General features: G+C 67.4%; 17 protein-coding genes and 8 pseudogenes. 12 read left to right on the top strand and 13 right to left on the bottom strand.

All coding sequences use genetic code 11. The annotated features are described in order from the left end of the window. The first annotated feature begins 114 nt into the window (after window positions 1-114). The gene (locus tag IE153_RS01930; RefSeq protein WP_229828646.1) at window positions 115-603 is read left to right on the top strand and encodes an HIT family protein; all 489 of its coding nucleotides are present in this window, start codon (window positions 115-117) and stop codon (window positions 601-603) included. A 35-nt stretch (window positions 604-638) separates the two neighbouring features. Here IE153_RS01930 and IE153_RS42685 read toward each other — a convergent pair whose 3' ends face one another. Next, window positions 639-1,073: a transposase family protein gene (locus IE153_RS42685; protein ID WP_368858381.1), complete on the bottom strand. Its 435-nt coding sequence runs from the start codon at window positions 1,071-1,073 to the stop codon at window positions 639-641. Window positions 1,074-1,508: 435 nt separating this feature from the next. Between IE153_RS42685 and IE153_RS01920 the strand changes: the two are divergent. The 3 genes and pseudogenes from IE153_RS01920 to IE153_RS01910 all read left to right on the top strand — a co-directional run. Next, window positions 1,509-2,046: pseudogene (locus IE153_RS01920) on the top strand (hypothetical protein); the annotation flags it as partial. A 239-nt stretch (window positions 2,047-2,285) separates the two neighbouring features. After that, a complete protein-coding gene (locus IE153_RS01915; RefSeq protein ID WP_184567902.1) occupies window positions 2,286-2,780 on the top strand; it encodes a lactococcin 972 family bacteriocin in 495 nt (164 codons plus the stop codon). 1,441 nt (window positions 2,781-4,221) lie between these two features. Further along, window positions 4,222-4,526 (top strand): annotated as a pseudogene (locus tag IE153_RS01910) (helix-turn-helix domain-containing protein); the annotation flags it as partial. Between the two features lie 201 nt (window positions 4,527-4,727). Here the strand turns inward: IE153_RS01910 and IE153_RS01905 are convergent. The 6 genes and pseudogenes from IE153_RS01905 to IE153_RS01880 all read right to left on the bottom strand — a co-directional run. Then, window positions 4,728-5,513: pseudogene (locus tag IE153_RS01905) on the bottom strand (IS701 family transposase); the annotation flags it as partial. A gap of 49 nt (window positions 5,514-5,562) precedes the next feature. Then, window positions 5,563-6,657, bottom strand: coding sequence for an IS630 family transposase (locus tag IE153_RS01900; protein ID WP_189587829.1), 1,095 nt, complete (start codon window positions 6,655-6,657; stop codon window positions 5,563-5,565). 493 nt (window positions 6,658-7,150) lie between these two features. Beyond that, entirely contained in the window at window positions 7,151-9,145 is a 1,995-nt protein-coding gene (locus IE153_RS01895; RefSeq protein ID WP_189587828.1) for an acetoacetate--CoA ligase, read from the bottom strand. Next, window positions 9,142-10,740 (bottom strand): bifunctional 3-(3-hydroxy-phenyl)propionate/3-hydroxycinnamic acid hydroxylase MhpA, encoded by a 1,599-nt coding sequence (gene mhpA, locus IE153_RS01890; RefSeq protein ID WP_189587827.1) that lies wholly within the window; start codon window positions 10,738-10,740, stop codon window positions 9,142-9,144. The genes IE153_RS01895 and mhpA overlap by 4 nt, the downstream gene beginning before the upstream one ends. Before the next feature lie 19 nt (window positions 10,741-10,759). Then, window positions 10,760-11,698, bottom strand: a complete 939-nt coding sequence (locus IE153_RS01885; RefSeq protein WP_189587826.1) for a fumarylacetoacetate hydrolase family protein — start codon at window positions 11,696-11,698, stop codon at window positions 10,760-10,762. Next, complete coding sequence (locus IE153_RS01880) at window positions 11,695-12,840, bottom strand: VOC family protein (RefSeq protein ID WP_189587825.1); 1,146 nt, start codon at window positions 12,838-12,840, stop codon at window positions 11,695-11,697. Before IE153_RS01880 ends, IE153_RS01885 begins: the two co-directional genes overlap by 4 nt. 135 nt (window positions 12,841-12,975) lie before the next feature. Here IE153_RS01880 and IE153_RS01875 point away from each other — a divergent pair, with 135 nt between their 5' ends. The 3 genes and pseudogenes from IE153_RS01875 to IE153_RS01865 all read left to right on the top strand — a co-directional run bounded on the left by IE153_RS01875 (window position 12,976) and on the right by IE153_RS01865 (window position 15,400). Beyond that, a complete protein-coding gene (locus IE153_RS01875) occupies window positions 12,976-13,611 on the top strand; it encodes a TetR/AcrR family transcriptional regulator (protein ID WP_189587823.1) in 636 nt (211 codons plus the stop codon). 184 nt (window positions 13,612-13,795) lie between these two features. After that, a pseudogene (locus IE153_RS01870) lies at window positions 13,796-14,497 on the top strand (LAETG motif-containing sortase-dependent surface protein); the annotation flags it as partial. Window positions 14,498-14,680: 183 nt separating this feature from the next. After that, a complete protein-coding gene (locus IE153_RS01865; RefSeq protein WP_229828644.1) occupies window positions 14,681-15,400 on the top strand; it encodes a cysteine hydrolase family protein in 720 nt (239 codons plus the stop codon). Between the two features lie 83 nt (window positions 15,401-15,483). On the opposite strand, the pseudogene IE153_RS01860 reads toward IE153_RS01865, so the two are convergent. Next, window positions 15,484-15,681: pseudogene (locus IE153_RS01860) on the bottom strand (GFA family protein); the annotation flags it as partial. A gap of 62 nt (window positions 15,682-15,743) precedes the next feature. On the opposite strand from IE153_RS01860, the gene IE153_RS01855 reads away from it, so the two are divergent. Continuing rightward, the gene (locus IE153_RS01855) at window positions 15,744-17,033 is read left to right on the top strand and encodes a tyrosine-type recombinase/integrase (protein ID WP_229828641.1); all 1,290 of its coding nucleotides are present in this window, start codon (window positions 15,744-15,746) and stop codon (window positions 17,031-17,033) included. A 389-nt stretch (window positions 17,034-17,422) separates the two neighbouring features. Then, window positions 17,423-18,298 (top strand): hypothetical protein, encoded by an 876-nt coding sequence (locus tag IE153_RS41390; protein WP_229828638.1) that lies wholly within the window; start codon window positions 17,423-17,425, stop codon window positions 18,296-18,298. Between the two features lie 564 nt (window positions 18,299-18,862). On the opposite strand, the gene IE153_RS42850 is transcribed toward IE153_RS41390, so the two are convergent. Both IE153_RS42850 and IE153_RS01845 read right to left on the bottom strand, forming a co-directional pair. Continuing rightward, on the bottom strand, window positions 18,863-19,576 hold the full coding sequence (locus IE153_RS42850) for a hypothetical protein (protein WP_438817890.1): 714 nt from the start codon (window positions 19,574-19,576) through the stop codon (window positions 18,863-18,865). Window positions 19,577-19,623: 47 nt separating this feature from the next. Next, window positions 19,624-20,253: a class I SAM-dependent methyltransferase gene (locus tag IE153_RS01845; protein ID WP_189587821.1), complete on the bottom strand. Its 630-nt coding sequence runs from the start codon at window positions 20,251-20,253 to the stop codon at window positions 19,624-19,626. Between the two features lie 96 nt (window positions 20,254-20,349). On the opposite strand from IE153_RS01845, the pseudogene IE153_RS01840 reads away from it, so the two are divergent. The 3 genes and pseudogenes from IE153_RS01840 to IE153_RS01830 form a co-directional block, all read left to right on the top strand. After that, window positions 20,350-20,553, top strand: a pseudogene (locus IE153_RS01840) (SPDY domain-containing protein); the annotation flags it as partial. A gap of 108 nt (window positions 20,554-20,661) precedes the next feature. Beyond that, window positions 20,662-20,952 carry a hypothetical protein gene (locus tag IE153_RS01835; protein WP_189587819.1) on the top strand — a complete coding sequence of 97 codons (291 nt, stop codon included), beginning with the start codon at window positions 20,662-20,664 and terminating at the stop codon, window positions 20,950-20,952. Window positions 20,953-20,967: 15 nt separating this feature from the next. After that, window positions 20,968-21,789 carry an SPDY domain-containing protein gene (locus IE153_RS01830; protein ID WP_189587817.1) on the top strand — a complete coding sequence of 274 codons (822 nt, stop codon included), beginning with the start codon at window positions 20,968-20,970 and terminating at the stop codon, window positions 21,787-21,789. A gap of 612 nt (window positions 21,790-22,401) precedes the next feature. Here the strand turns inward: IE153_RS01830 and IE153_RS01825 are convergent. The 3 genes and pseudogenes from IE153_RS01825 to IE153_RS01815 form a co-directional block, all read right to left on the bottom strand. Continuing rightward, window positions 22,402-23,092 (bottom strand): annotated as a pseudogene (locus tag IE153_RS01825) (hypothetical protein). A gap of 21 nt (window positions 23,093-23,113) precedes the next feature. Then, a pseudogene (locus IE153_RS01820) lies at window positions 23,114-24,173 on the bottom strand (IS630 family transposase). A 33-nt stretch (window positions 24,174-24,206) separates the two neighbouring features. Beyond that, on the bottom strand, window positions 24,207-25,298 hold the full coding sequence (locus IE153_RS01815; protein ID WP_189587815.1) for an IS630 family transposase: 1,092 nt from the start codon (window positions 25,296-25,298) through the stop codon (window positions 24,207-24,209). Window positions 25,299-25,304: the final 6 nt, after the last annotated feature.

Here is a 25,304-nt window from a genome sequence, read left to right as displayed (position 1 = left end):
TGATCTTGGTCGTGAACCCGTCTCCCAGGAGCTTCATCGCGTGCGCAGGCCAACCGGCTGATTCGACAACCAAGTTGGCCGTCGACATCGTCGCTGCGGGCTAGGCTGGTGCGCGTGTATGTGACGGGGTGTCTTGGGTGTGACCTGCTGACCGGGCGCCGGGAGTTGCCCGGAGGCATCCTGCATGAGACCGCTGCTTGGGTGGTGAACCACGTCGTCGGTCCGATGAATCTCGGCACCTTGATCGTCGGTCCGCGGGAGCACGTCGTGGCCATTGCGGAGCTCGACGACACGGCAGCGGCGGAACTCGGCCCCTTGCTGCGCGATACCGCCCGTGTTGTGGAGACGTTGTGCCAGCCCGAGCAGACCTACGTCTGTATGTGGTCGCACGGCCGCGACGCACGCAAGCACCTGCACATCGCCGTCCAGCCGGTGACCGCTGAGGTGCGGGCCCGCTACGGCGGGCTGCGCTCCGAGCAGCTCCAGGCCCGGATGCTGGCTGACGGTTACGAGCCGGACATCACGGAGGTCGAGCAGTTCTGCGAGCGGGCTCGTGAGCTGTTCCGGTCGATCACCGACAGCAGCGCCGAACACAGCAGCTGATCACCGCGCGGCCTCAACGTGAGGTTGGCAAAGGCTCAGTGTTGCCGCTCCAGGGTGAGAATGGCTTTGGCAATTGACGTCATGCGGTTGGGGCTGCAGCGGGACCTGTGGAAGATCCGCCAGGACTTCAGGCAGGCCACGCCGCGCTCAACCGGTGCCCGTGCCGCGGCCAGAGCCCGGTTGACGGTCTTCTCGGTAGAGGTGAGTTCCCGCAGGGGCCTGCGTTTGATCCCCGTGGTCAGCCAGGGCCACCCGCCCTGGTAGGTGAGATCGGCCAGGATGGGGGCGCCCTGGCGCTCGCAGATGCGGATGATCCGGTGGGTGTGGGCGGCGGTCAGGTCGTGGGAGCCACAGCAGCCGGCCGTCCGGATCGGTGACTCGCGCACGTTCACCCCTTGCCGGCGGTGCTTGTGGGAGTAGTCGGCCCGTCCGTCGCCGACCCGGTCGCACTCGGCGAGCGTGCCGTCCAGGAGGACGAAGTCCGGATTCTGCTGGCGTAGGACCTTCAGCAGGCCCGGTGCACGGTCGGCGAGGAGGTCGATGACTGTGCTGGTGTAGGCGTGGGCGGCGGACTCGCTGATCCCGAACCCGGCAGCGACTTTCGCCAGGTGTGCTCGCGCAGGTACACCAGTGCCACTATCGCGCGCTGGGACGGACGGAGCTTGCAGCGGCGGCCACCCTCACGGGTGACGATGAGCATGGTGACCCACTCCACGAGCGCATGTGGCAGGTCGAGTGCGGCAGGATAGACGACCAACGAGGCCCCTGACCAGCGTGGTTGAGACGTCAGACATCTCGATCAACTGCCCGGGGGCCTCGCTCGTTGCGCTTCACGGACCGTCACCCGATCGGTGGCCCGCCCGAAGAAGCTCAGTGACTGCCTACGAGGGGCGCCATAGTCGTTGTCCAGCCGTACGCGCTTCACCGCCGAGGCTGCCACGACGGGCTCCACCATCCCGTACGACGGCGAGCCCCTGGCCGAGCTCATCCCGGTCCTGATCGACGAAGCCGTCCGCAAGGCCACCTGGGAGTACGTTTCCACACTCCTGGCCCGCCTCGGCGCCTGCGGAAAGAACGTCGGCCAAGGTCCCTTTGCCAGCGCCCCAGACTTCCTCGTCCGCATTCTCGACACGGCCGACCCTGGCCACCGCCACCTGCTGTCCGGCGTCTCGGCCACGCTGGAGACGCTGGTCTCCATCCTGCACGCGGACACGGACCCCCACGGTGCTACCCACCTCGACGACACCGAGGCCCTCGGACTCACCACGGTCTTCGCCATCCGTCTCGCGGCTCTGCCCGGCTCACTCGTCATGAGGACCGCAGCTCAGGGGCCCCAGACTGCGTCTACGGCTGTCGGCTGCGAGCGGGAGACCTCAACCCCCTTACGGCGGAGACGTCTTCGACGCCTACTGCACCGACATCGACTCCTGTGACCCCATCTCGTGGGGAGCACTACGTCGGGAAAATCCAGTACGGGTCGCGAGGCTCTGACCCGTACCGTAGGCCCACAAAAGTCCAGTTCAAGGACGGCGAACTGACCACATCCAGCCGAATGCTGCACTACAGCCCTTTACGGACAGTCCTTTTTCGGACAGTCCATATCGAGGCTATTGACTGCTACCCATTCCCTCTCCCAAGATCATTACGCAAACTCCCACTGGGGGAGTTAGGGGAGGAATACCGTGAGGATATCCGGCAGATCGATCGTTCTCGGCTTTGTGAGCGTGGCACTCGCAGCATTTAGCTTCGCTACACCGGCGGCCGCAGACGCCTCTCAGGCCGCCACCGTTACGGCGAACGGCACTGTCGTCGCCGCGGATGGTTCCAAGATCGGCCAAGTCACCTTCCATAAGCGTGGTGACGGGACAAAGCCGCCTGCAGAGCTGGGTAACCCCTCAAAATGGGGTGCGATGGTGATCAACATAGACAATTCTCCTGCTACGGCGCAGGGCTGCATCGGTGCCAGTGGCGGAAATTGGTGCTACGGCTACGAGCTGACCACCGACGGTAAGTACTGCTACTCGAACTACTACCACGGCACTAAAATGCACCATTCCTCGGTCAAGATTGGCGCATTGAAGGGGAGCGCTTACGCGGCCGCTGGCAAAACCTCCTATGCCAACCGGACAGGGGGCGGTGCCTACACCTGTGAAACCTTCTACAGTCTTGATGAGTAGATTCTGATCCCCGCATGACGCGGTCACCCTTTCGCTAAAGGGTAGGTTGGTGCGCCACTCGGGTCTGTTCCGTCGGCTGCGCAGTATCCGAGTGGCGCCACCTCCTACTTTGAATTAATCACGGAACAGGGAAGAAGAAATCGCACACTTTCCGCGCACTCGTGTTGCGCCGCTCGCAGTGCCCCCCGGGATCGGTTTTCTACTTGGACTAGCGGGTCCCCTTACCGAAAAATGGGGCAATCCCGTTTGCGCCTCCCTGAATGTTGTTTTTTCCGATGGGTGGTCGTGGGTCTGTTATGCGTTCTTGGTGGGCTATTTCGGCCGATCCAAAATTGAGTCAGCGTTGCTGTCCTCTTTGGGGTTGGCTATCGGCGTGGTCACATACTATGTATTCAAGGACCTGAGCCCCACCATCTCGGCCGGACTGGAATCTGGCGCCACCGGCGAGGTAAATTACTCCAGTATGCTTGTATGGGGAATGGCGGCTTTTGTCCTTGGGGCACCCGTCGGGCTCTTGGGTAACCTGGCGCGAATTCCAAGTGTCGGCGGTCTCCCATTCCGACTGGTTGTTCCGCTCGTAGCACTTTTCGAGACCTCCATGCAACTGGCTGTAGAGGAGGATGGGCAACGTGCGGTCCTTGGAATTACTTGGAATATTATTCGGTTCATCGCGGGCGCTGTTGCTTTGGCTCTAGTAATTCACGCCATCCAGAGTCGGTGGCACTCTCGGCGTATTCGTTCCGCGGAGTCTGATCAGCGCCGCGCCAGAAGGGACACTTCGCCCTTGTGACCTTCTGAAGTCCAGCCTCGATTCGTCAGCTGGGACCGTCGGTCGTTGATCGGCCCAGCGGAGCGCCCGTGTCTCCCGGGGTGGTGCGGTCCTCTCCTCTTCGGTTCTCGTCGGGGCTAGTGTCGGTCGGTCAGGCGATGGCTGGGAGGGCGGTCAGCCGCCCACCAGACGGTGATGAAGGCGCCGGCCCAGGGCCGCCAGGTCCCCAGGGGGTTACCGAGTCCCCCGCCGAGGCTGCTACGACGGGCTCCACCATCCCGTCGGGTGACCACGTCATGCGGGGATCAGATACGCGTGCGCGTGTTCCCCTCCCCCCGGTCTATGGCTGGGTAGAGAGGACAACTACCGGTAGTGGTGAGCGCGCGACATACCGCTCACTTTCACCACCCACCAACCCCGCAGCCGATTGCAAAACCCCGTCAGGTCTCGCACTTTGGCCGAGCAGCCGACGGCTGCCCACTCGTCGAAGTCACCCCAGGCACCGCCCCCGGCCCCGCAACCGGCCGGGGGCGCTCGTGTACCCACCCAGAGGCACTGAGCTTCTTCGGGCGGGCCACCGATCGGGTGATGGTCCGTGAAGCGCAACGAGCGAGGCCCCCGGGCAGTTGATCGAGATGTCTGACGTCTCAACCACGCTGGTCAGGGGCCTCGTTGGTCGTCTATCCTGCCGCACTCGACCTGCCACATGCGCTCGTGGAGTGGGTCACCATGCTCATCGTCACCCGTGAGGGTGACCGCCGCTGCAAGCTCCGTCCGTCCCAGCGCGCGACAGTGGCACTGGTGTACCTGCGCGAGCACACCTGGCGAAAGTCGCTGCCGGGTTCGGGATCAGCGAGTCCGCCGCCCACGCCTACACCAGCACAGTCATCGACCTCCTCGCCGACCGTGCACCGGGCCTGCTGAAGGTCCTACGCCAGCAGAATCCGGACTTCGTCCTCCTGGACGGCACGCTCGCCTGGCTTCGACACTTTTCGATGGCCCCGGACGACAGCTTGGGTTCTAGAGGTGGTCGCAGCACCAGACCCTGAGGGGTGTTGCATTGACCAAGTCGCGGCGGACCGGCGGATTCTGGCGATCATCGCAACACGCGATCACTCAAGTGTTGCGACGAGCCTAGCGAAGAGCTCGGCGGGTGTCCGCCAGCCGAGGGTCTCCGCCGCGAGGACGCAGACGGCTCGCGGTGGGGTGCGGTAGCGGGCAAGGGTGGGCGGTCCGAGCCCGCCGTAAGCCGGCTGGTGCGGCTCGACGTCCTCCGGGTGGGCGACTTCTTTCCCGTTCAGGGCCAGGACATAGGACAGCCCTCGCTCCGTCAGACCGAGCCGGAACGGGGTGCTGACGCCGTAGCCGGCGTCAGCGACCACGACCGGCGCCTTCAACTGCCACTCGGCGAGTGTGTCCAGGAGACCGAGTGTAAGACGCCACTTCTCCTGGTGCACCACGTCGCCGGGGACTCCTGCCCTGCGGCACCGGTCCGGTTCGTCCGTCCGCTCACGCGGCAGATACAACTGCCAGTCCAACGGGCACGAGGCAGTGTCGGTGGCAGCATGGACACTGACCGCGACCTGGCAGTTCGCCCGTTTGCCGACCGCTCCGCAGTACTGGCGGGCCACCCCCACCGACGCCTTGCCGCACTTGGGGAACGACACATCGTCGATGACCCACACCTCGGGCCTGACGACTTCGGACAGCCGCTCGGCGATCCGCTGCCTGACCGGCAGCGGATCCCACGGCGACTGGTTCACGAACTGCTGCAGGGCTTGCATGTTCCCGTCCGGCAGCCGCCCGGCCATCGGCTGGATCGACTTGCGCCGACCATCCAGCATCAGGCCCCGCAGGTAACACTCGCCCCACCGCCGCTGATCCCGACGCGGAAACGACCCGAACACATCGGCAACGAACTCCGCCAACTCGCCCCGGAGCCGTTCCACTTCCCCCAACCTCACTCCGGGAAGCTGTCCACGATCAGCCGAGATCACTCAACGTAACGAAGCGCTACTGGTGATCTGAGTCAGAGATTCGTCGGCAGTAGGTGGCGACTTTGTCGAGGATCTCGTCGGCGGTCTTTGTCCAGACGAACGGTCGTGGATTGTCGTTCCAGTCGGCGAGCCAGCCGCGGATTTCGCGTTCGAGGGCTTGGACGGAGCGGTGGCCCCCGCGCTTGAGCTTCTTTTGGGCCAGTTCGGCGAACCATCGCTCGACTAGGTTCAGCCAAGACGCGCTGGTGGGCGTGAAGTGCAGGTGGAACCGGGAATGGGCCAGCAGCCACTTCTTGATGTCGGGTGTCTTGTGGGTCGCGTAGTTGTCGAGGATCAGGTGGACCTGGAGGTCGGCTGGAACCTCCTTGTCGAGTTTGGCGAGGAACTTCTTGAACTCCGCGGCCCGGTGGCGGCGGTGAAGCGAGCCGATGACCTTGCCGGTGGCCACTTCCAGGGCTGCGAACAGGGTGGTGGTGCCGGCGCGGACGTAGTCGTGGCTGCGGCGTTCGGGGACGCCGGGCATCATCGGCAGCACGGGCTGGGACCGGTCCAGGGCCTGGATCTGCGACTTCTCGTCCACACAGAGCACCAGTGCCTTCTCCGGCGGGTCGAGGTAGAGGCCGACGACGTCGCGGACCTTGTCGATGAACAGCGGGTCGGTGGACAGCTTGAACGTCTGCGACCGGTGCGGAGCAAGGGCGAAGGCCCGCCAGATCCGCGAGATCGCGGACTGTGACATGCCGGTGGCCGCCGCCATCGATCTGGTCGACCAGTGGGTGGCGTTCTTCGGCCTCTCCTCGAGCGTCTTGACGATGACCCGCTCGACATCCGCGTCGGTGATCTTGCGCGGGACGCCCGGACGCGGGTCGTCACACAAGCCGTCCAGGCCCCGTTCGAGGAAGCGGCGCCGCCACGTGCGGACTGTGTCCGCAGTGATCCCCAGCCGACGGGACATCTCCATGATCGAGTGCCTCTCGGCGCACTCCAGCACGATCCGCGACCGCTGAGCCAGAGCCTGGGCCGTCGTGCGGCGACGGACCCACCCCTCCAGCGCGGCCCGTTGGGCATCAGTGACCGACAACGGCGGAATCTTCGGACCCGGACAACTCATGCCCAACCAATGATGAATCTCCGACTCAGGTCACTAGTGACATACAAGTCGATCGTCCAGGCGCGCCCACCCTCACCTGTTCACGCCGCAGAGTGAAGTGCAGAGAAGGTGTGTCCTGTTCGACCGCACCGCGACCTGGGGACACCCCGGCATGCCCCAGGTGCTCGCCGTGCATCTGCAACGGGACCACGAGGCGCGAACGTTCAACTTCGAGAAGGCTCCGCTGCCGCTCCGACAACGTCGTTCCGTTCCCACGACCGACAACCTAACGCCGCCGAATCCCCGGGCCCCCGGGGGGAAGCCCCTGGTGTCGTGCGGCCTCCAGGATCGTGCGCGCTCACCAGCACGCGGCCGGGGCCAGCAGAAGGGGCCCCGGCACGTGAACCGGCCGACCACGCCATCGGCCGATCCCGAGGCGGACACCAACTACCTGGCCGGACTCCACATCGCAGGCATCTTCCGCTGGTCCGCACGGTGATCCAAACGAAAGCGCCTAGCCGAGTCGCTGAGCGCGGCGTTCGGCGCCGAGGCGGGCGTAGTGCTCGATCAGGTCGGGGTTGTCCACGGCAGCCGGGTTGACGACCTGCTCGACCGGGGCGCCCTGGAGCAGGCGTTTGACCGGAACCTCCAGTTTCTTCCCGGTGCGGGTGTGCGGGACGGCCGGCACCTCGATGATCTCGTCGGGGACGTGACGGGGCGAGGCACCGGTGCGGATGGCCTCGCGAATGCGGCCGCGCAGGGCGTCATCCAGTTCGGCACCCGGCGCAAGGACCACGAACAGAGGCATCCAGTAGCCGCCGTCCGGCTCCTCCGCGCCGATGACCAGCGCCTCCGCGATCTCTGGAAGCCGCTCGACCACGTCGTGGATGTCGGCGCTGCCCAGCCGTACGCCGTTGCGGTTCAGCGTGCTGTCGGAGCGGCCGTGCACGATCACCGAGCCGTGTCGCGTGAGCGTGATCCAGTCGCCGTGCCGCCATACGCCGTCGTATGTGGAGAAGTAGGCGTCGCGGTAGCGGCGGCCGTCGGGGTCGTTCCAGAAGTACAGCGGCATGGACGGCATAGGGCGGGTGACGACCAGTTCACCCACCTCGTCCACGACCGGGTGGCCCTCCTCGTCGTACGCGGCCAGCGCGACGCCCAGATAGGGCGCGGACAGCTCGCCCGCCCGGACGGGAACGGTGGGCGCACCGCCGGCGAAGCCGGAGACGACGTCCGTGCCGCCGCTGATGGAAGCCAGCTGGACGCCGTCCCCGACGTGCTCGCGGACCCACGGGTAGACGGACGCCGGCAGGGCGGAGCCGGTGCAGCCCACGGCGCGGATCGCCGACAGGTCGTGGACGGACGGGTCGATGCCGAACTTTTCCATGCCCAGCAGGTATTGAGGGCTGGTGCCAAAGAGGGTGACACGGTGGCGGGCCGCCAGCTCCCAGAGGATGTCCGGCTTGGCCAGCAGGGCCGGGCTGCCGTCGTAGGTGCAGGTCGTGGCACCCGTCAGGAGGGTGGAGACGACGAGGTTCCACATCATCCAGTGGGTGGTGGTGTACCAGAGGAGGCGGTCGCCGGGGCCGAGGTCGGACTGGAGGGCGAGGGTCTTGAGGTGCTCAAGGAGGACGCCGCCGTGGCCGTGGACGATGCCCTTGGGCAGGCCGGTCGTGCCGGAGGAGAAGACCACCCACAGGGGGTGGTCGAACGGCACGGGGAGACAGGTGAGTTGCTCGGTGCGCGTCGCCGCTTCCTCCCACGGCAGGACCAGCGACGGGTAGTTCGACGAGAGCCCCGGCAGGCCCACGTGATCCACCAGCACAGTCGCCTTCAGGGTGGGCAGCGCGCGGGCCAGTTCCAGGACGGCCTCGCGGCGGTCGTGTGTGGTGCCGTTGAAGAGGTAGCCGTCGGCGCCGATCAGGACGGTGGGTTCGAGCTGGGCGAAGCGGTCGGCGGCGGCCTTGGGGGCGTAGTCCTGCCCGCACACCGACCACACGGCGCCGAGGCTGGCGGCGGCGAGGAAGGCGGTGATCGTGTGCGGGGTGTTGGGCAGGTAGCCGACCACGCGGTCGCCCTGGCCGACGCCCAGATCGCGCAGGGCGGCGGCGACCGAGGCGACCTGGGCGCGCAGCCGCTTGCCGGTGACCTCGTATCCGGAGCCGGTCTCGTCCAGGGCGACGATCGCCACGTCATCGTCGGCGAGGTTGCGCAGGGCGTGGTGGGCGTAGTTGAGGGTGGCGCCGGTGAACCAGCGGGCGCCGGGCATGGTCTCTTCGGCCAGGACCCGCTCGTACGGAGTGTCCGCGTCGATGTCGAAGTACTCCCAGACCGCGCCCCAGAAGCCTTCCAGGTCGGTGACCGACCAGCGGTGCAGGGCAGCGTAGTCGGTGAGGTCGGCTTCGACGCCCCGGTGCCGGGCTGCCCAGCGGCCGAAGTCCGCGATCCGGCTGCGTGCGGCGGACTCCGGGTCCGGGCTCCAACAGGGATTTGCGTACGGCGTGGTCATCGCGCGGTGCTCCTCAGCAGGGGGGTGGACACGGGCGGTGCGGCGGGCCCGCGGGTGGTGCACAGCAGGGGCGCCCAGGCGGCGGTGTCCGTGAAGTCGCCGCCGCCCGCCGGGACGACGTCCAGGACGACGCGGTCGGGGCGCAGCAGGACGGCGTCGGCACGGCCCGCGCGCAGCCAGGCGGCGAGGGTGCCGTCATCACCCGAGGCGTGTACGTCGACGACCCGGGCGACGAGTCCGTCGGTGAGCGCGCGCAGTGCGGGCGGCAGTGGCACCGCGGTCAGTACGGCGAAGGAGTCCCCGAGGATGTCGTCGATACGGACCTGTTGTCCGTCCTGGGTCGTCACGCGGGGCTGCGGGCAGAACGTACCGCCGAGCCGGCTGCGGCGTATCAGCGGACCCACGGGCAGTGGGCGGCTGAGGTCCCGGCTCGCCACTCCCGTCACGCCTGGGATGCGGCAGGTCGCGGCGACGGCGGCGCGGCGCAGGGCGGCCGCGCGGTCCTGGCCACCGGTCATGGCCCAGCCGGTGGCCACCGCGAGGCGGATCACGTGGCGGGCGTGCGGCTTGCGTTCGCGCTCGTAGGTGTCCAACAGCCGCTCGTCGCCTCCCTGTCGCAGAACACGAGCGAGCTTCCAGGACAGGTTGTAGGCATCCCGCAGACCCGAGCACAGGCCCTGTCCGACGAACGGCGGGGTGAGGTGGGCGGCGTCACCGAGCAGGAAGACCCTGCCCTGGCGCCAGCGGTCGGCGACGCGCGCCCGGAAGGTGTACTGGGCCTGCCGGACGACGTGGAAGTCGTCGACGCAGGCGAGGTCCACCCAGGGGGCGACCAGTTCGCGCAGCCGCCTGTCGTCGAGTTCCTCTCCCTGGCCCAGCCGGAACTCCCAGCGGTAGCGGTCCTCGCTGATGCGCATGAAGGTCGCCGGGCGGTGCGGGTCGCAGACCTGGTCGACGCCTTCCCAGGAGCGGACGGCTGCTTTCGTCGTCGCGTCGATGACGGTCCAGTGCTCCTCGAAGCGCAGGTCCTCCCAGCTCGCCCCGATCGCGGTGCGGGTGAGGCTGCCCGCGCCGTCGCAGCCCAGGACGGCCTCGGCGCGCAGCAGGTGCTCGCCCTCGTCGTCGCGATAGGTGACGCGGACCGGGCCTCTGTCGTCCTGCTCGACCGCCGTGACCTCCACCCCGCCCCGCAGCTCGCACTCCGGGCGGCGGCCCAGCGCGTCCCGCAGCAGCCGCTCCAGCTCCGGCTGGTCGAACATGCTGGTCTGCGGGTAGCCGTGGTGCCCCTGCGGGGAGCGCCGGAACTCGGCGATCGTGCGGTGCCGGGCGTCCAGCAGTCGCAGCCCGCGCGCGGGACGGGCGATGGCGGCGAACTCGTCGGCGATTCCCGCGGCTTGGAGGATCCTGCGGACCTCGTCGTCGGTGGCGACGGCACGTGGCAGGGGGTAGACGTCCCGGTGGCGTTCGAGGACGACGGTACGCACCCCGCGCCGGGCGAGCAGCAGGGCTGCGGTCACGCCCACGGGTCCGGCTCCGACGATCACAACCTGTACGTGCTCGGCGACGTCCGGGGGTGCGGCTTGGTCGGCGGTCATGTGCGGCTCACTTCAGGTCTCAGTGCGCGTCGGCCACGGGCGTGCGCTGCTTACCCAGGTCGATCCGGCCGTCCGGGGTGGCGATGGTGGCGGTGACGACGTCGCCCGCGTGCAGGTAGTGGGGGTTCTTGGCCTGGGCCTTGAAGAACGCCTTCCACTTCAGCGCGGGCGGCAGCAGCGCGCCGATCTTCTCGACCGGCTTCGGCGGTGCCTTCAGGGCCGTGCCGCCGGGGGTGCCGGTCAGCAGCAGGTCGCCAGCGTCCAGGGTCTGGAAGCGGGCCAGCAGCGTGAGTGCCTGCGCCGGACGGACGATCATGTCGGCGAGGGTGCGGTCCTGGCGCAGCTCGCCGTTGACGGACAACTTCAGCCGCAGATCGAGGAGATGGGCGAAGTCCTCCGGTTCCAGAAGGGAGAGGTACGGCCCGGTGGGCGTGAAGGTCGGGTACGACTTGCTCTCGTAGAACTGCGTCTTGGTCAGCTGGACCTCGCGGGCGCTGATGTCGTTGGTGATCACCAGTCCGGCGACGTACGAGGGAAGGTCGCGTTCCTCGACGACTGTGCCGATGGGCAGGGGTGCGCCCATGACCAGGCCGAGTTCGATCTCGTAGTCGAGGAACTTCACGTGGGAGGGCCGGACGATGGCTTCGCCGGGGCCGCTGACCGAGCCGGACGCCTTGCGGAAGAAGGCGGGCGGGATGTCACCGGTGAAGCCCGAATCACGGGCGTGGCTGCGGTAGTTGACCATCTGGGCGACGACCCGGCACGGGGTGGTGACCGGGGAGAGTGCGACCAGGTCGGCGACGGGCGTGCCCGCCTCGCCGCTCGCGGCGGCCTCGCACACCGCGGCCCGGTCGGCGAGCAGTTCGGCGGTGGTGACGGCCTTGGTGTCGACACGGACGGCACGGTCGCCGAGGACGGCCCACCAGCCGTCGGCGGTGCGCAGGACGTTGGTACTCATGAGTTCATCGCTTTCATCAGGCCCAGCAGACGCGCGGGGTCGAGTTCGTTGTCGCCGCGCAGCGCGTGCAGCACCTCGCGGAACTTGGCGGGGGACGGGCTGGCGCCGAGGAAGTCCCGGGTGACGGGCGGCCCCCACTGGGCCAGCCCGCTCGCCGACATCGGCGCCCAGCCGGGTTCGATGTCGCAGGAGAACAGGTCGCCGTCGGCGAAGTGCTCCAGCATGAAGCGGTCCGGGTCGCGCCAGTAGTCGAAGAGCTGGCTGCCCTGGATGTGCCGGCCGATGCCCCAGCTGCGCTGGTAGCCGCGTTCGTTCAGGTACTCGCCTCCGGCGGCGATCGAGTCCAGGTCGGTGACCTGGTAGGCGGAGTGGACGTACCCCGTGCCCGGCCCCAGGTGCATGGCCAGCGTGTGATGGTCGGCCGGCACGCTCCCCAGGTCACAGCGGATGAACGCCATCGTCGGACCACGACCGCGCTGCCCGTCCAGGAACAGGAAGTCCGACACGATCATCCCGAGGGTGTCCAGGTACCAGTCCAGGGCGCGGCTGAACACCCGTGTTTCCAGGACCACATGACCCAGACGCTGGATGCGGGAGGGTTCACGGGGCGGGCGCTGGGTGGCGTTCGTACGACGGTGCTGTGTGCCGAAGTTGAGAAGCAGCGGCCGCTGCTCGGGCAGCGCGGGCAACTGCTCGGCGCAGTGCGCGACCCGCACCGGGAAGCCGGACGGGTCGAGCAAGGCGACCACCTTGCCGCCGCCGGGCACGTCCGCGTCCCGTACGGCTGACCCCGTCGCCCGCGCCAGCCGGTCCAGGTCGGCCCGCTCGGCCGCGCGGAACGCCGGCCCGATGAAGCGGGACGCACGACCGCGCCGGATCACCATGCAGGGGGTGCCGGCGAAGCTGCCCCGCAGCCACAGCGCGCTCTCGGTGCGCGCCGCGATCTGGAAGCCGAAGTCAAGGGCGAAGACCTCGGCCCGGTCCAGGTCGGGCTTCTCGAACTCCAGCCAGGCCAGATCCGCCACCTTGATCACGGGGTTTCGGGACCGACCCGGATGTTCGCCGCGCAAGGCGCCCTGCTCACTGTGCAGGTCCTGGTGGGGCGTCGCGACGGCGGCTCCGGCCACGCGTGTTTCAGACATGGTGCCCTCCGAGCAACTTGCCATAATGAGGAAATCATCAGCTTTGACCGTAGCCTCGTCAATGGGTCGCGCCACATGTGATGAGGGTTTCATCAGAACTGTGGAAGTTCTGGACTCCGCGGTTAGACTCGGCCCATGCCCACGTCAGCCCCGCCCAGCAACCGGTTCGAACGGCGTCGCGCCGAGACCCGCAGGGCACTCGTCCGCGCGGCCCGGCAGATCCTCGCCGAGACCGGGGACACCAGCGCCAGCATCCAGGTGATCGCCGAGCGCGCTGATGTCGGCTTCGGCTCCTTCTACAACCACTTCGAGTCCAAGACGGAGCTGTTCGACGCGGCGGTGGTGGACGCCCTGGAGGAGTTCGGGCAGAGCTTCGACGAGCGACTCGCCGGGATCGACGACCCCGCGGAACTCGTCGCGGCCGGCTTCCGGCTCAGCGCCCGGATGGCCGAGTCCCACCCGGAACTCATGCAGGTGCTGCGCCGCCGCGGCCTCGGCCACCTCCACTCGGACAACGGCCTGGCCTCCCGGGCGCTGCGCGATCTTCAGGTCGGCATCGCCTCCCGCCGCTTCACCGCCGTCGATCCGGTCGTCGCCCTCTCCGCGCTGGGCGGGACCCTGCTGTCCCTGGTCGAGCTCCGCTTCGCCCGCCCCGACCTGGACGGCGACGAGGCCGCCGCCAACCTCGCCGAGATGGTCCTGCGCATGCTGGGCGTTCCACCGGACGACGCCTATGAGGTCGCCCGACGCCCGCTGCCCGACTTGGGCTGATGAGTCGGCGCCATAAGGAGATGGACACCACCCATGACCCGGCCGCACACCACGCGCAGGAAGCGCGTGAACGGGGTGAAGTCGCGGCAGCGCATCCTCGACGCAGCCGCGGAGATCGCGAGCGAGCGCGGGTACGAGGGTCTCATTGTGCTCACTGTTGTGAACAGAAGAACTTGACTGGGAAGGCAGCCCGCTACACGAGGTCGTCGCCGACCAGGACGTCATCGTCACCCCCGGCACCGCCACCCGGCTGACGATCACCGACCCGTTCAAGGCCGCCAAGGTCCTCCTGCAGGCCAAAGACGACAAGACCGGCAAGCTCCTGCCCGGCGCGACCGTGAACATCGGCACCGGCACCTCGACGCTGCTCACCCTGACCACGGGCGCCAAGGGCACGGCCTCCGGAGAACTGCCCGTGTCGAGCCGCAGGACTCAGTTCTGGGTCAAGGAAATCAAGGCCCCCGCCGGCTACGACCTCTACAAGCCGACGAAGACGTTCACTGCGGGCCCCGGCGCCCCGGTGACCGTGACCGTCACCAACGCCAAGACAGCCACCGACCCGAAGCCCGACCCCTCAGACAAGCCGACGCACAAGCCCACCGACTCCCCGTCCAGTCCGGGCAAGCCGAGCAGCGGTACCGGAGGGGCCACGCCCTCCGCCTCGGGCAGTGACACACCGGATGCCGACTCCTCGCCCGTGGCCGCGACCCCGGTCGGGGACTCCACGCCGAAGGCGCCGACGGGCTCCCTCGCCCACACCGGAGCCGACGCCACACCGTGGCTGATCGGCGGCGCGGCCGTGCTAATCGCAGCGGGCGGAGGCGGTCTCCTCCTGGCGCGCCGCAGCCGCACGGACAGTCACACCGACGACTCCACCGAGAGCTGACCCGCACTCCACACCTCTCCACGACTCAGAGCCCCCGGATTCCACAGCCTGGAATCCGGGGCTCTGTCGTCCACGAGCGCGCGCGGGCCTCGTTACGCTGCCGCAGTGATCGACCCCTCTTCGCTCCCCGGCATGACACGTAGCCGAGAGGCGGAGTCGGCGTGCTGATCGGTCACGGAGGGCATGATCGTCCCAGTCACGGGCCAGCCGACCGAGGGATGTATGCAGACCGACTCCAAGATCCACGCCTGGCGGATCGAACCCCGGGAGTACGCGCGGCAGGAGGAGAGGCGCGGCAGGCGGCACGCGTACGAGAGCCTCGACCCGGTGCGCACTGCGCTGATCGTGATCGACATGGTGTCCTTCTTCGTCGAGGCGAATCCGTACGTCCGCGGCGTCGTGCCCAACATCAACCGCATCGCTGATGCACTGCGCACAGTTGGCGGCCCGGTCGCCTGGGTGCTGCCAGCGAACGAGGCACCACTCGGGAGCGTTAGCAGCGAGTTCTATGGACCGGCAGTCAGCCAGACGTTCGCGGCGACAGGAGGCGAAGGCTCACTGTGCTCGCGCCTGTGGCACGCCCTCGACGCCCGGCAAGGCGACCTCGTGGTGGAGAAGACCGCCCACAGCGCCTTCTTCCCCGGACGCTCGCCGCTACCAGGACTGCTGGCGGAGCGCGGTATCAACACCGTCCTCATCACGGGCACACTCACGAACGTCTGCTGCGAATCCTCGGCCCGGGACGCGGCCACCACGGGCCTGCGCGTGCTGATGGTCGCCGACGCCAATGCGGCCCGGCGCGACCAGGACCACAACGCTGCGCTGCACACGATCTACCGGTCATTCGGCGACGTACGGACTACGGACGAGGTGCTGGGCTTGATCGGACGGCACCCGAACTGACTACGCTGGACCGGAGGGGTGCCGTGATTCGCCGTCGCCTCTATCTCAGCCGCTGCGCGGTCCGGGAAACAGCTGTAATGCCGCTACTGGTGGAGCGGGTCGGGGGCGAGGGTTACGGTCATCCAAGGCGCGGCTGACTCGCGGAAGCTGTGCCCGACAGGCTCCAGGCCGCTCTGCTCATTGAGGCTGAACGTTGTCACCATGATCATGACTGAATCGTCGGCGGCGGAGACGAGGTGTGTCCCGCAGCGCGGGCAAAAGCCACGGTGGAGGGTCGGGCCTGTTAACCGAACTAACTCAGCTGTCTTCGCAGGTCAGACCGGGTATCTGCTAGCTTCCCGGGGTGTTTGATGAGCAGCGGTCCGGAAGGGACCTGAGGAACTTTGTCCTGCCTGAGTTAGGCCAGTTGCTGAAGACGGGAGATCTCTGGGAGCCGTACAGGGTGCTGGATGGACGCGGGAGGCCGGTCGAGCCCGCTGCGCTCTACCTCAAGGAGCTGATGGCGAGGAACAGCTCGCCGTTGACGCCACGTTCGTACGGCATGGATCTGCTGCGTTGGTTCCGGTTCTTATGGGCGCTCGGGATCGAGTGGGACCGTGCGACCCGGGAAGATGCCCGGGACTTCATGTTGTGGATGAAGGTGGCGGACAAGCCGAAACGTGTCCATTGGCGCCATCGCGGCAGGGCTCTCTCCAAGGTCCCGCCGCCTCGCAGCGACAGGCCGGCACCGGGGACGCCGAATCCGGTGACGGGTAAACCCACGGTCGGGACCAAGTACTCACCGGCAACCCGTGCTCATTGCGAGACGGTGCTGCGGGAGTTCTACAACTTCCATCTGGATGAAAACACCGGTTCGTTGCTCGTGAACCCCTTCCCGTTGGTCCGTGGGCGCCGCTTGTCCCAGCTCGGGACACAGCGTGATGGCGGGAAGAAGCACCGGAACCGACGCACGGGCCTGTACCGGCCGACCGTTCCGCAGCGGGTCCCACGGCGGATTCCCGACGAGATGTACACCAAGGTCTTCGCCGGGCTCCGTTCTCATCGTGACCGCGCCTTGCTGGCCTTCTGGGTCGCCACTGGCGCCCGAGCCGAGGAGCTACTCACGGTCAAGCAGGGCGGCGCGGTCGTCGGCGAGCAGACCGTCAGTGTGATCCGCAAGGGCACCCGCGACTACCAGGACCTGGCCGCCACCCCGGACGCGTTCGTCTGGCTGCGGCTCTACCAAGAGTCCGCCTGGAAGAAAGGCGTCCCTCGGGGCCGCCATCATCCGCTGTGGTGGACGCTGCGGCGCCCATGGCGGCCGCTGGAGTACGACGCGGCACGCATGATGTTCAACCGCGCCAACGATCTCCTGGGCGCCAACTGGACCCTTCACGATCTGCGGCACACGGCGACGTTCCTCATGCTCGATGACCCGAACATGCCACCGGTTTACGTGCAGAAGATCCTCGGCCACAAGTACCTGTCGACCCTGGACATCTACAACCGTCCGACCAGGGACGACGTCATCAGAGCCGGCCTTGCCCACCACGCCCGCCAGGAGAAGCGACGCGAGGAGACTCCTGTGCCTGTTGACGAGCCGTCCTACAACCCCGACTCCTTGTCCATCCTCTTCGGCCGGGACGCGTCATGACGAGCACTGCGACCCACGTCGGCTCGAGCTTCGTTCCGCGGGTCACAAGCATGGTGGGCGCCGAAGCGCTCACGCTGATGAACCGATTCCCGCATCGGGAAAGACCAAGCACGTGGGAAGCGACCTCGATCACTCGTGAAGAGGTCCTTGAGCGGCTGGCTCGCCCACCGCTACGAGTTGTGGAACCCAGCGCCCAGGCGAATCGGATGTTCGGGGCACGCCTCCTGCTCGACTGGCTGATGACCTTTCCGGGAGAAACCTGGCAACAGCGGTGGCAGAGGAGCCCTGCACACGGCCAGCACATTGCGTCGTAGGGATGGAGGGATGACTTCGCAGCCTGGGCCCGCCCGGAAGGGCGAGTATCTCGCCGTGAAACGCTCCTCGTCGGTGTGCTGGCGCTGCTCTGCGCGGATGCCGTCAGACCCGACCCGGAATTCCTCATCGGGTCAAGATCGCGGCATCTTCGGCCGGCGCTGGAGACCACACGCGACCCCGAGGGGTTCGCCCGCTTGAGGGCTTCACTGCCGACCAACATCTCGGCTGCGAATATCTCGTCCGGGCTGAAGACCATTGCGGAGATCATGGCTTGCCATGGCGGCACTATCGAGGACATCGTCGTCGGCGACCTGCTGCTCTGGCAAAGCAAGAATCCGAGCAACAGCAATGGACGGATCCAGCTCGCCTATACCTGGCTACGCGACTTGGGTCTCTTTCCAGCAGACGCACCGCACACGCTGTTCCGGATCTCGAACCGTACCGGGCAACTCACCCCGGCAGACCTTGTCGACCGCTACGAACTGCAGTGCCGTCCGATCCGCGATCTCTTGGTCGCCTACCTCTCCCATCGGTCCGTAGGGCTCGACTTCACGACGCTGCAGGCGCTCACGATCTCGCTGGCGCTTCGGTTCTGGGGTGACCTGGAGCGGCATCATCCGGGCATCGACTCTCTTCGGCTTCCTGCCGAGGTGATCACTGCTTGGAAGGTCCGCCTGGCCACGAAGACCGTCCGCAAGCGTCTGCCTGACGGATCATTTCGTGATTTCACAGAGCCACGCCGAGGTGCGATCGGGATCAAAACCAGGTCAGAGCCTTCTACCTGGACCTGGCGGAGTGGGCAGTGGAGGACCCCGGCCAGTGGGCTGCCTGGGTGGCGCCCTGCCCGATCAGCGAAGCCGAGTGCTCGGGAAGAAAGGCTGAGAAGCAGCTCAAGGCCCGCATGGACCAACGTACTCGCGAGCGCCTGCCGGCGCTGCCCACGCTGGTGAAGACGGCTCACCGCCTGTTGAAAGAGGCCACGATGCGTCTCGATGCACTCAACGCAGCCCCACTCGGTTCGGATTTCAGCGTGCTTGGTGAGACGTTCAGGGTTCCGCGCTTCAGCAAGTGCGCTGACGGGCGCCCGATTCATGCTTGGGATGCGAAGGGCACCCGGCGCTCATTCGCGGGTGAGGAGCGCAGCGCATTCTGGGCGTGGGCTGCCATCGAGATCTTGCGGCACACCGGCATCCGCATCGAGGAACTCCTCGAGCTGGGGCATCACAGCATCGTCAGCTACAAGCTGCCCACCACCGGTCAGACCGTTCCGCTCTTGCAGATCGCCCCGTCGAAGACGGACCAAGAGCGACTTGTCTTGGTCACGCCGGAGCTGGCGGACGTGTTGAGTACGGTCGTCTCTCGAGTCCGAAAATCGGACGGGAGAGTTCCCGTTGTTCGTAGTTATGACCACTACGAACGGGTCTGGAACCCGCCGATGCCTCTCCTGTTCCAGGATCGCTCCAGTGGGTACCTGCGTCCGCTGTCGCCAGCGTCGATCCGTCGGGGACTCGACGTCACCTTGTTGGCCTCAGGTCTGACGGACAGCGCGGGTGCCCCCCCTCATCTTTCAGCCCCACGACTTCCGCCGGATCTTCATCACGGACTCCATCCTCAACGGCCTGCCACCTCACATCGCCCAGGTCATCGCTGGTCACGACCACATCGGAACGACGATGGGATACGCCGCGATCTACCCCACTGATGCCATCGAAGCACATCGAGCGTTCATCGCCCGGCGCCGGGCTCTGCGACCTGCCGATGAATAGCGCACCGTCACTCCTGAGGAATGGGGAGAGTTTCTCGGGCACTTTGAGCGCCGCAAGCTCGCCCTGGGCGACTGCGGCCGCGCATACGGAACTGACTGTGCTCACGAACACGCTTGTGTCAGATGCCCCGTCCTGATCGTCCACGCGACAGAGCGTCCCCGGCTTGTCGAAATCCGCGACAACCTCCTCACGCGCATCTTGGAAGCCGAAAGGGAAGGCTGGCTCGGCGAGATCGAGGGGCTGCAGAGCAGCCTGACCCACGCCGAGGAGAAACTTGCCCAACTCGACGCCCAGACCTCCCGGAAGCAGGAGTCTGTCGACCTGGGAATTCCTACCTTCCGGGAGATCGTTGCTCGCACCACTGCGGCGGCCAACCCGCCGGGGCCTGCGTGACTGAACAGCTGTCACTCCGGCGTGCTCAGCGGACACCGCCACCGAACGCGGCACTTGGACGAGCTTCATCCACGTGGATGATCTACACCACCCCGACCTCGGCCACGGGCCACGTTCTACGGGCGGCGGGCCAGCAGGTGGGTGTCGAGGAAGCCCCGCTCAGACGCCGGGTCGTGGAGCAACCGAGCCACCGTGACGAGTCCGGCCCCGGCCAGCAACTCGGCAAACTGCTCCGCCGGCCAGCTATAGGCAGGCGCCACCTTGTGGTCGAAGCGGACAGGCTCCGACCCTTCGGTTCCGAAGAAGGACGCCAGGAGCAGGCCCCCTGGTGCCAGGACACGCACCTGCTCAGCGAGTAGCGCGGGCAATTCTCCAGGTGGGGTATGGATCATCGAGTAGTGGGCCAGCACTCCGCCGAGCGCGCCGTCCTCGACCGGCAGGGCCTCCATTCGCGCTTCGTCGAACCGCAGCGCCGGATGGGCCCGCCGGGCGTGGGCGACCATAGCGGGGGAGAGGTCGAGCCCGAAGGCGTCCAGCCCCAAGTCGTGCAACATGGCCGTCAAATGGCCGGGTCCGCACCCGACGTCGGCTGCCCGCAAGTTCCCCGTCCCACGCACGAGCTCGGCGAAGGTGCCGATCATGTTCCGTGCGAACGGCTGCGTCTCCAACCGATTAGCGAACATCGACGCATACAGATCGACGACCCCGTCATAGGCCGCCCTGGTCTCGTCCTGGTGTCTTAACACGGGAAGGAAGCTAACACCCGCGCCGTTCACAGCGGTTCTCCGGCCCCAGACCGGCCCCTTCCCCGCAGGACCACCTGACCACGGGACGCCCCGGTAGTTCGGAGAAGCTCCAAGGACGGCCGGTTCTACCTCGGATGGTTCCCGCTCGGCCGCCTCGGCACGGACGGCGAGGGATGGAAGATCGCCGTCACCGGCACCGCCAAGGTCCGCGGCTACCACCTGTCGTTCGATACCGAGACGCCGGCCGACATCGTCGCCGCGACCGTAGCGCGCGTGCTGGAGACCTCACGCTGCCTCTGACAGCGCGGACACCGACGCGTAATGCCCGCCCTGTGAGCGCTGGCCATACCGAAGGCCGGCCCGTCCCGTTCCACTGCCCTGTTTTCCCCGCGCCCCAGGAGGCTGTTCGTGACGTCCCCGGAGATGACCGTCGGCGATCTCATTGACCTGTTGTCCGGCTGCGACCGGAGTGCTCCGGTCCGCCAGGCCATGAACCCGTTCTTCCCGATGGCGCACCGCTTGGCGCAGGTCCTGCAGTCGGTCGACGAGACCGACCGGACCGTCGTCTACCTCGCCGAAGGGCGTGACGAGGACGCACAGCTCGGCCACCTTCCGCCGGAGGTCGCCATCGAGCTGACGTGGCAGGGCCCCGTCCAGGCGCCCCCGCGCCGCCCACGGCGCCGCGCCGGCGGCAACTAGACCCGCACCGAGCCCTTGGAGGCGCCCCTGTACCCTGACTTCCCGCCCGACTCGTCCACCCCGCGCGGCGGCCAACCCGCGTTCTGGGTCGGCCCCCGGCACCTGGCCGGTGACGATGGACGCCTCTACGACGTCGTCGCCGACGCGCTCGCCGGCCTGGGTTGGACGAGCCTGACGATCGTCCGCGGACGGCACGAGCCGGACGAGGCGCCGGAGGACCGCCAGGTCTTGCGCAGCACCGTCCTGCACATCAGCCCCGACGCTTTGCGCTGGGCCCAGTGGGGCCTGGCGGACGAGCCGTTCCACCTGGGCGAGCTGCCGATCGCCTGGCAGATCTCCGCCCGAGCCGAGGCGAGCAGCCCGCTCGCCCAGTGGTCGGCCTACTTCACCCGTGACGTCCCCGGCGAGGCGGTGGTCGACTTCCTCATCGCGCTCGACGCAAGCGACCAGCCGGCCGTGCCGCTCGCCGGATCCGAGCTGGTCCTTGACGCTGTCGCCGCCCACGGATGGTTCCGCGACATCGACCAACCCGAGGCGGCGGCGACGGACCCGATGTTCACCTCGCACATCAGCCTCGGTGAGGTCCCGCCCCTCATCCAGGACGCCGACACGCGGGCCCTGTCCGCCGAGGACGACGAGACGGGACCGGCCGGATGGCAGGCGTGGGCCGAGCCCGCGCTCGGCGCACCGTGTCTGTGGGCGGCATCGTTCGCTGCCAGCGTCCCGCACGATCTCGTCGCCGCCTTCGCCGCCTCCCTCAGCTCGACCGCACCGGTCCTGCGGCGGGTGCTGCCCGAGGCCACCCAGGAGCGCCTCCTGCGCGCGCCGGCCATCTAACGTCCCGCGCACAACTCTCGACGATCGCAGTCCGGCACCCTCCCAGTTGGGGGTGCCGGACTTTCTTGCTTCTCGGGTGAAGTGGCCGTTCGGGGTTCGATGCCAGGAAGAGTTGCCGCCCGTTGATGGAACGATGCAGGATGCGGCAATGCCCCCAGCCCCGGCGCCTTTATGGTCATCGCTCTCATCGTCGCCGTGACGAGCGCGTTGACGGTCCGTTCACGCCGCAAGCGTACGGCTGCCCTCGCGGCGCAGTGGCAGGCATTTCAGCAGCACTGAAGCTCCGGGCAGGGGCAACTCCTCCATGTGTCGCGGGTCTACCAGCACGGCCGCCGTGGCTCCAAAGCTGTCGTGACCTGGTGCGACACCGGGCGGCAGCAGGACGCCTGGTTCTGGAACTGGCACGTTCCCGCAGGCGCGTACCTGCTCGTGAACGCCTGCAGCGGCTACGGGCCGCACAGTCACAACCCGAACGTGCTCTGCTTCCAGCCCGGCCAGGTCCGAGCCTGGGTACCAGGCCAAGCCGCTCGCGCCGCTCAACGCGTCAGCCAGTAACGAACTGCTGCCCCCGACCTGCGGTGGTCGGAGGCAGCAGCGTGACGTGCACGCAGGTCAGCTCGTTGCCGTGGCCTTGTCGAGGGCCTTGTCGAGGTGGCGGTCGACGAGGGCCGGGGAGCCGGAGACGACCAGCAGCAGGTTGCCGTCGCGGATCGCGGTCTGCTTGACCACGGTGCTCCGTCCCCCGGCGATAAACGTCAGAAGCTGGCTCCACCGCTCGTCACCGCTGGCGTGGGGTGCGGGCGCTTCTGCGAGGTCACGTCGACCGGGGTGCCGCCCGCGACGACCTGATAGGTCAGGCAGCCGGTCATGGCGTCGAAGATCCGGTCGATGCCGTCGGAGAGCTTCTTCGGGCTGTCGCTGTACAGCTCCTCGGAGATCTCCGAGGAGCTGCCGCCGTAGGTGAAGTCCGCCTTCGCCTTGTGCGGGAAGGCGAGCGTGCCGCCAGTCGCCGCGTCGCCACCCAGCTCGCTCAGGGCCGGGCAGCCGATGACGGTGACGTCTTCGTGCTGGCCGGACGCTCCGGCTTGGGGAGGTAGCCGCTGCCGAGGTCGCGCGGGTCGAGCAGGCGGGACTCGAGCGCGGCCGAGGAGAGCGCGGCCGGCTTCTGGACGGCGTCGGCCGACTTTCCCGTACGGGAGGAGGGGGTCTGGTGCTTGGACCCGGTGGTGTCGGTGGAGCAGGCGGGCACGGCGAGGAGGGCGGCGGTGATGCCGAGTACGGTGGTGGCGACGCGAACGCGCATGACGGAACTGACCCCTTGGTTCTAGTGACCTGAGTCGGAGATTCGTCGGCAGTAGGCGGCGACTTTGTCGAGGATCTCGTCTGCGGTCTTCGTCCAGACGAAGGGCCTGGGGTGCTCGTTCCAGTCGGCGAGCCAGGACCTGATGTCGCGTTCGAGTGCCTGGACGGAGCGGTGGACGCCTCGCTTGAGCTTCTTCTGTGTGAGCTCGGCGAACCACCGCTCCACCAGGTATAGCCAGGACGAGCTCGTCGGCGTGAAGTGCAGGTGGAAGCGCGGATGCGCCAGCAGCCACTGCTTGATGGCGGGCGTCTTGTGGGTGACGTAGTTGTCGAGAATCAGGTGCACCTCGAGGCCGGCGGGCACCTCCTTGTCCAGCTTGGTGAGGAACTTCCTGAACTCCACGGCCCGGTGCCGCCGGTGGAGGGAGCCGATCACTTTCCCTGTGGCGACCTCCAGGGCCGCGAACAGGGTGGTGGTGCCGGCCCGGACGTAGTCGTGGCTGCGGCGCTCGGGAACGCCGGGCACCATCGGCAGAACGGGCTGCGACCGGTCCAGGGCCTGGATCTGCGACTTCTCGTCCACGCACAGCACCAGGGCCTTCTCCGGCGGGTCCAGATAGAGCCCGACCACGTCACGGACCTTGTCGATGAATAAAGGGTCGGTGGAGAGCTTGAACGTCTCCGAACGGTGCGGGGCCAGGGCGAACGCCCGCCAGATCCGCGAGATCGCGGACTGGGACATGCCCGTGGCCGCGGCCATCGATCGGGTCGACCAGTGAGTGGCGTTCTTCGGCTTCTCCTCGAGCGTCTTGACGATGACGCGCTCGACATCCGCATCGGTGATCTTGCGGGGGACACCGGGCCTCGGCTCGTCGGACAGACCGTCCAGGCCCCGTTCCAGGAAGCGCCGCCGCCAGGTGCGGACCGTGTCCGGAGTGACCCCCAGCCGACGGGACACCTCCATGATATGAGCGCTGGGCCAGAGCCTGAGCCGTCGAACGACGACGCACCCAGCCCTCCAGCACAGCCCGCTGGGCGTCAGTGACCGACAACGGCGGAATCTTAGGACCCGGACGACTCATACCGAACCAACGACGAATCTCTGACTCAGGTCACTAGTGACCTGAGTCAGAGATTCGTCGGCAGTAGGCCGCGACTTTGTCAAGGATCTCGTCGGCGGTCTTCGTCCAGACGAACGGTCGTGGGTTGTCGTTCCAGTCGGCAAGCCAGGACCGGATGTCGCGTTCAAGGGCCTGGACGGAGCGGTGAACACCCCGCTTGAGCTTCTTCTGCGTGAGCTCGGCGAACCACCGCTCCACCAGGTTCAGCCAGGACGAACTCGTCGGCGTGAAGTGCAGATGGAAACGGGGATGCGCCAGCAGCCACTTCTTGATGACCGGCGTTTTGTGGGTGACGTAGTTGTCCAGGATCAGGTGCACGTCCAGGTCGGCGGGCACCTCCTTGTCCAGCTTGGCCAGGAACTTCTTGAACTCCACGGCCCGATGCCTGCGGTGCAGAGAGCCGATCACCTTCCCTGTGGCGACCTCCAGGGCCGCGAACAGGGTGGTGGTGCCGGCCCGGACGTAGTCGTGGCTGCGACGCTCGGGAACCCCGGGAACCATCGGTAACACGGGCTGGGACCGGTCCAGGGCCTGGATCTGCGACTTCTCGTCCACGCACAAGACGAGGGCCTTCTCCGGAGGGTCCAGGTAGAGCCCGACCACGTCACGGACCTTGTCGATGAACAGAGGGTCCGTGGACAGCTTGAACGTCTGCGAGCGGTGCGGGGCCAGCGCGAGCGCCCGCCAGATCCGCGAGATAGCGGACTGGGACATGCCGGTGGCCGCCGCCATCGACCGGGTCGACCAGTGGGTGGCGTTCTTCGGCTTCTCCTCCAGCGTCTTCACGATGACCCGCTCGACGTCCGCGTCGGTGATCTTCCGCGGGACACCGGGCCGTGGCTCGTCGGACAGGCCGTCCAGGCCCCGTTCGATGAAACGCCGCCGCCAGGTGCGGACCGTGTCCGGGGTGATCCCCAGCCTGCGGGACACCTCCATGATCGAGTGCCCCTCGGCGCATTCCAGCACGATCCGCGACCGCTGGGCCAGTGCCTGGGCCGTCGTGCGACGACGCACCCATCCCTCCAGCACGGCTCGTTGAGCATCAGTCACCGACAACGGCGGAATCTTCGGACCCGGACGACTCATGCCCCA

This window comes from Streptomyces massasporeus (assembly GCF_014648995.1).
In the GTDB taxonomy this organism is placed as follows: domain Bacteria; phylum Actinomycetota; class Actinomycetes; order Streptomycetales; family Streptomycetaceae; genus Streptomyces; species Streptomyces massasporeus.
This window is presented reverse-complemented; position numbering and strand designations above follow the sequence as displayed.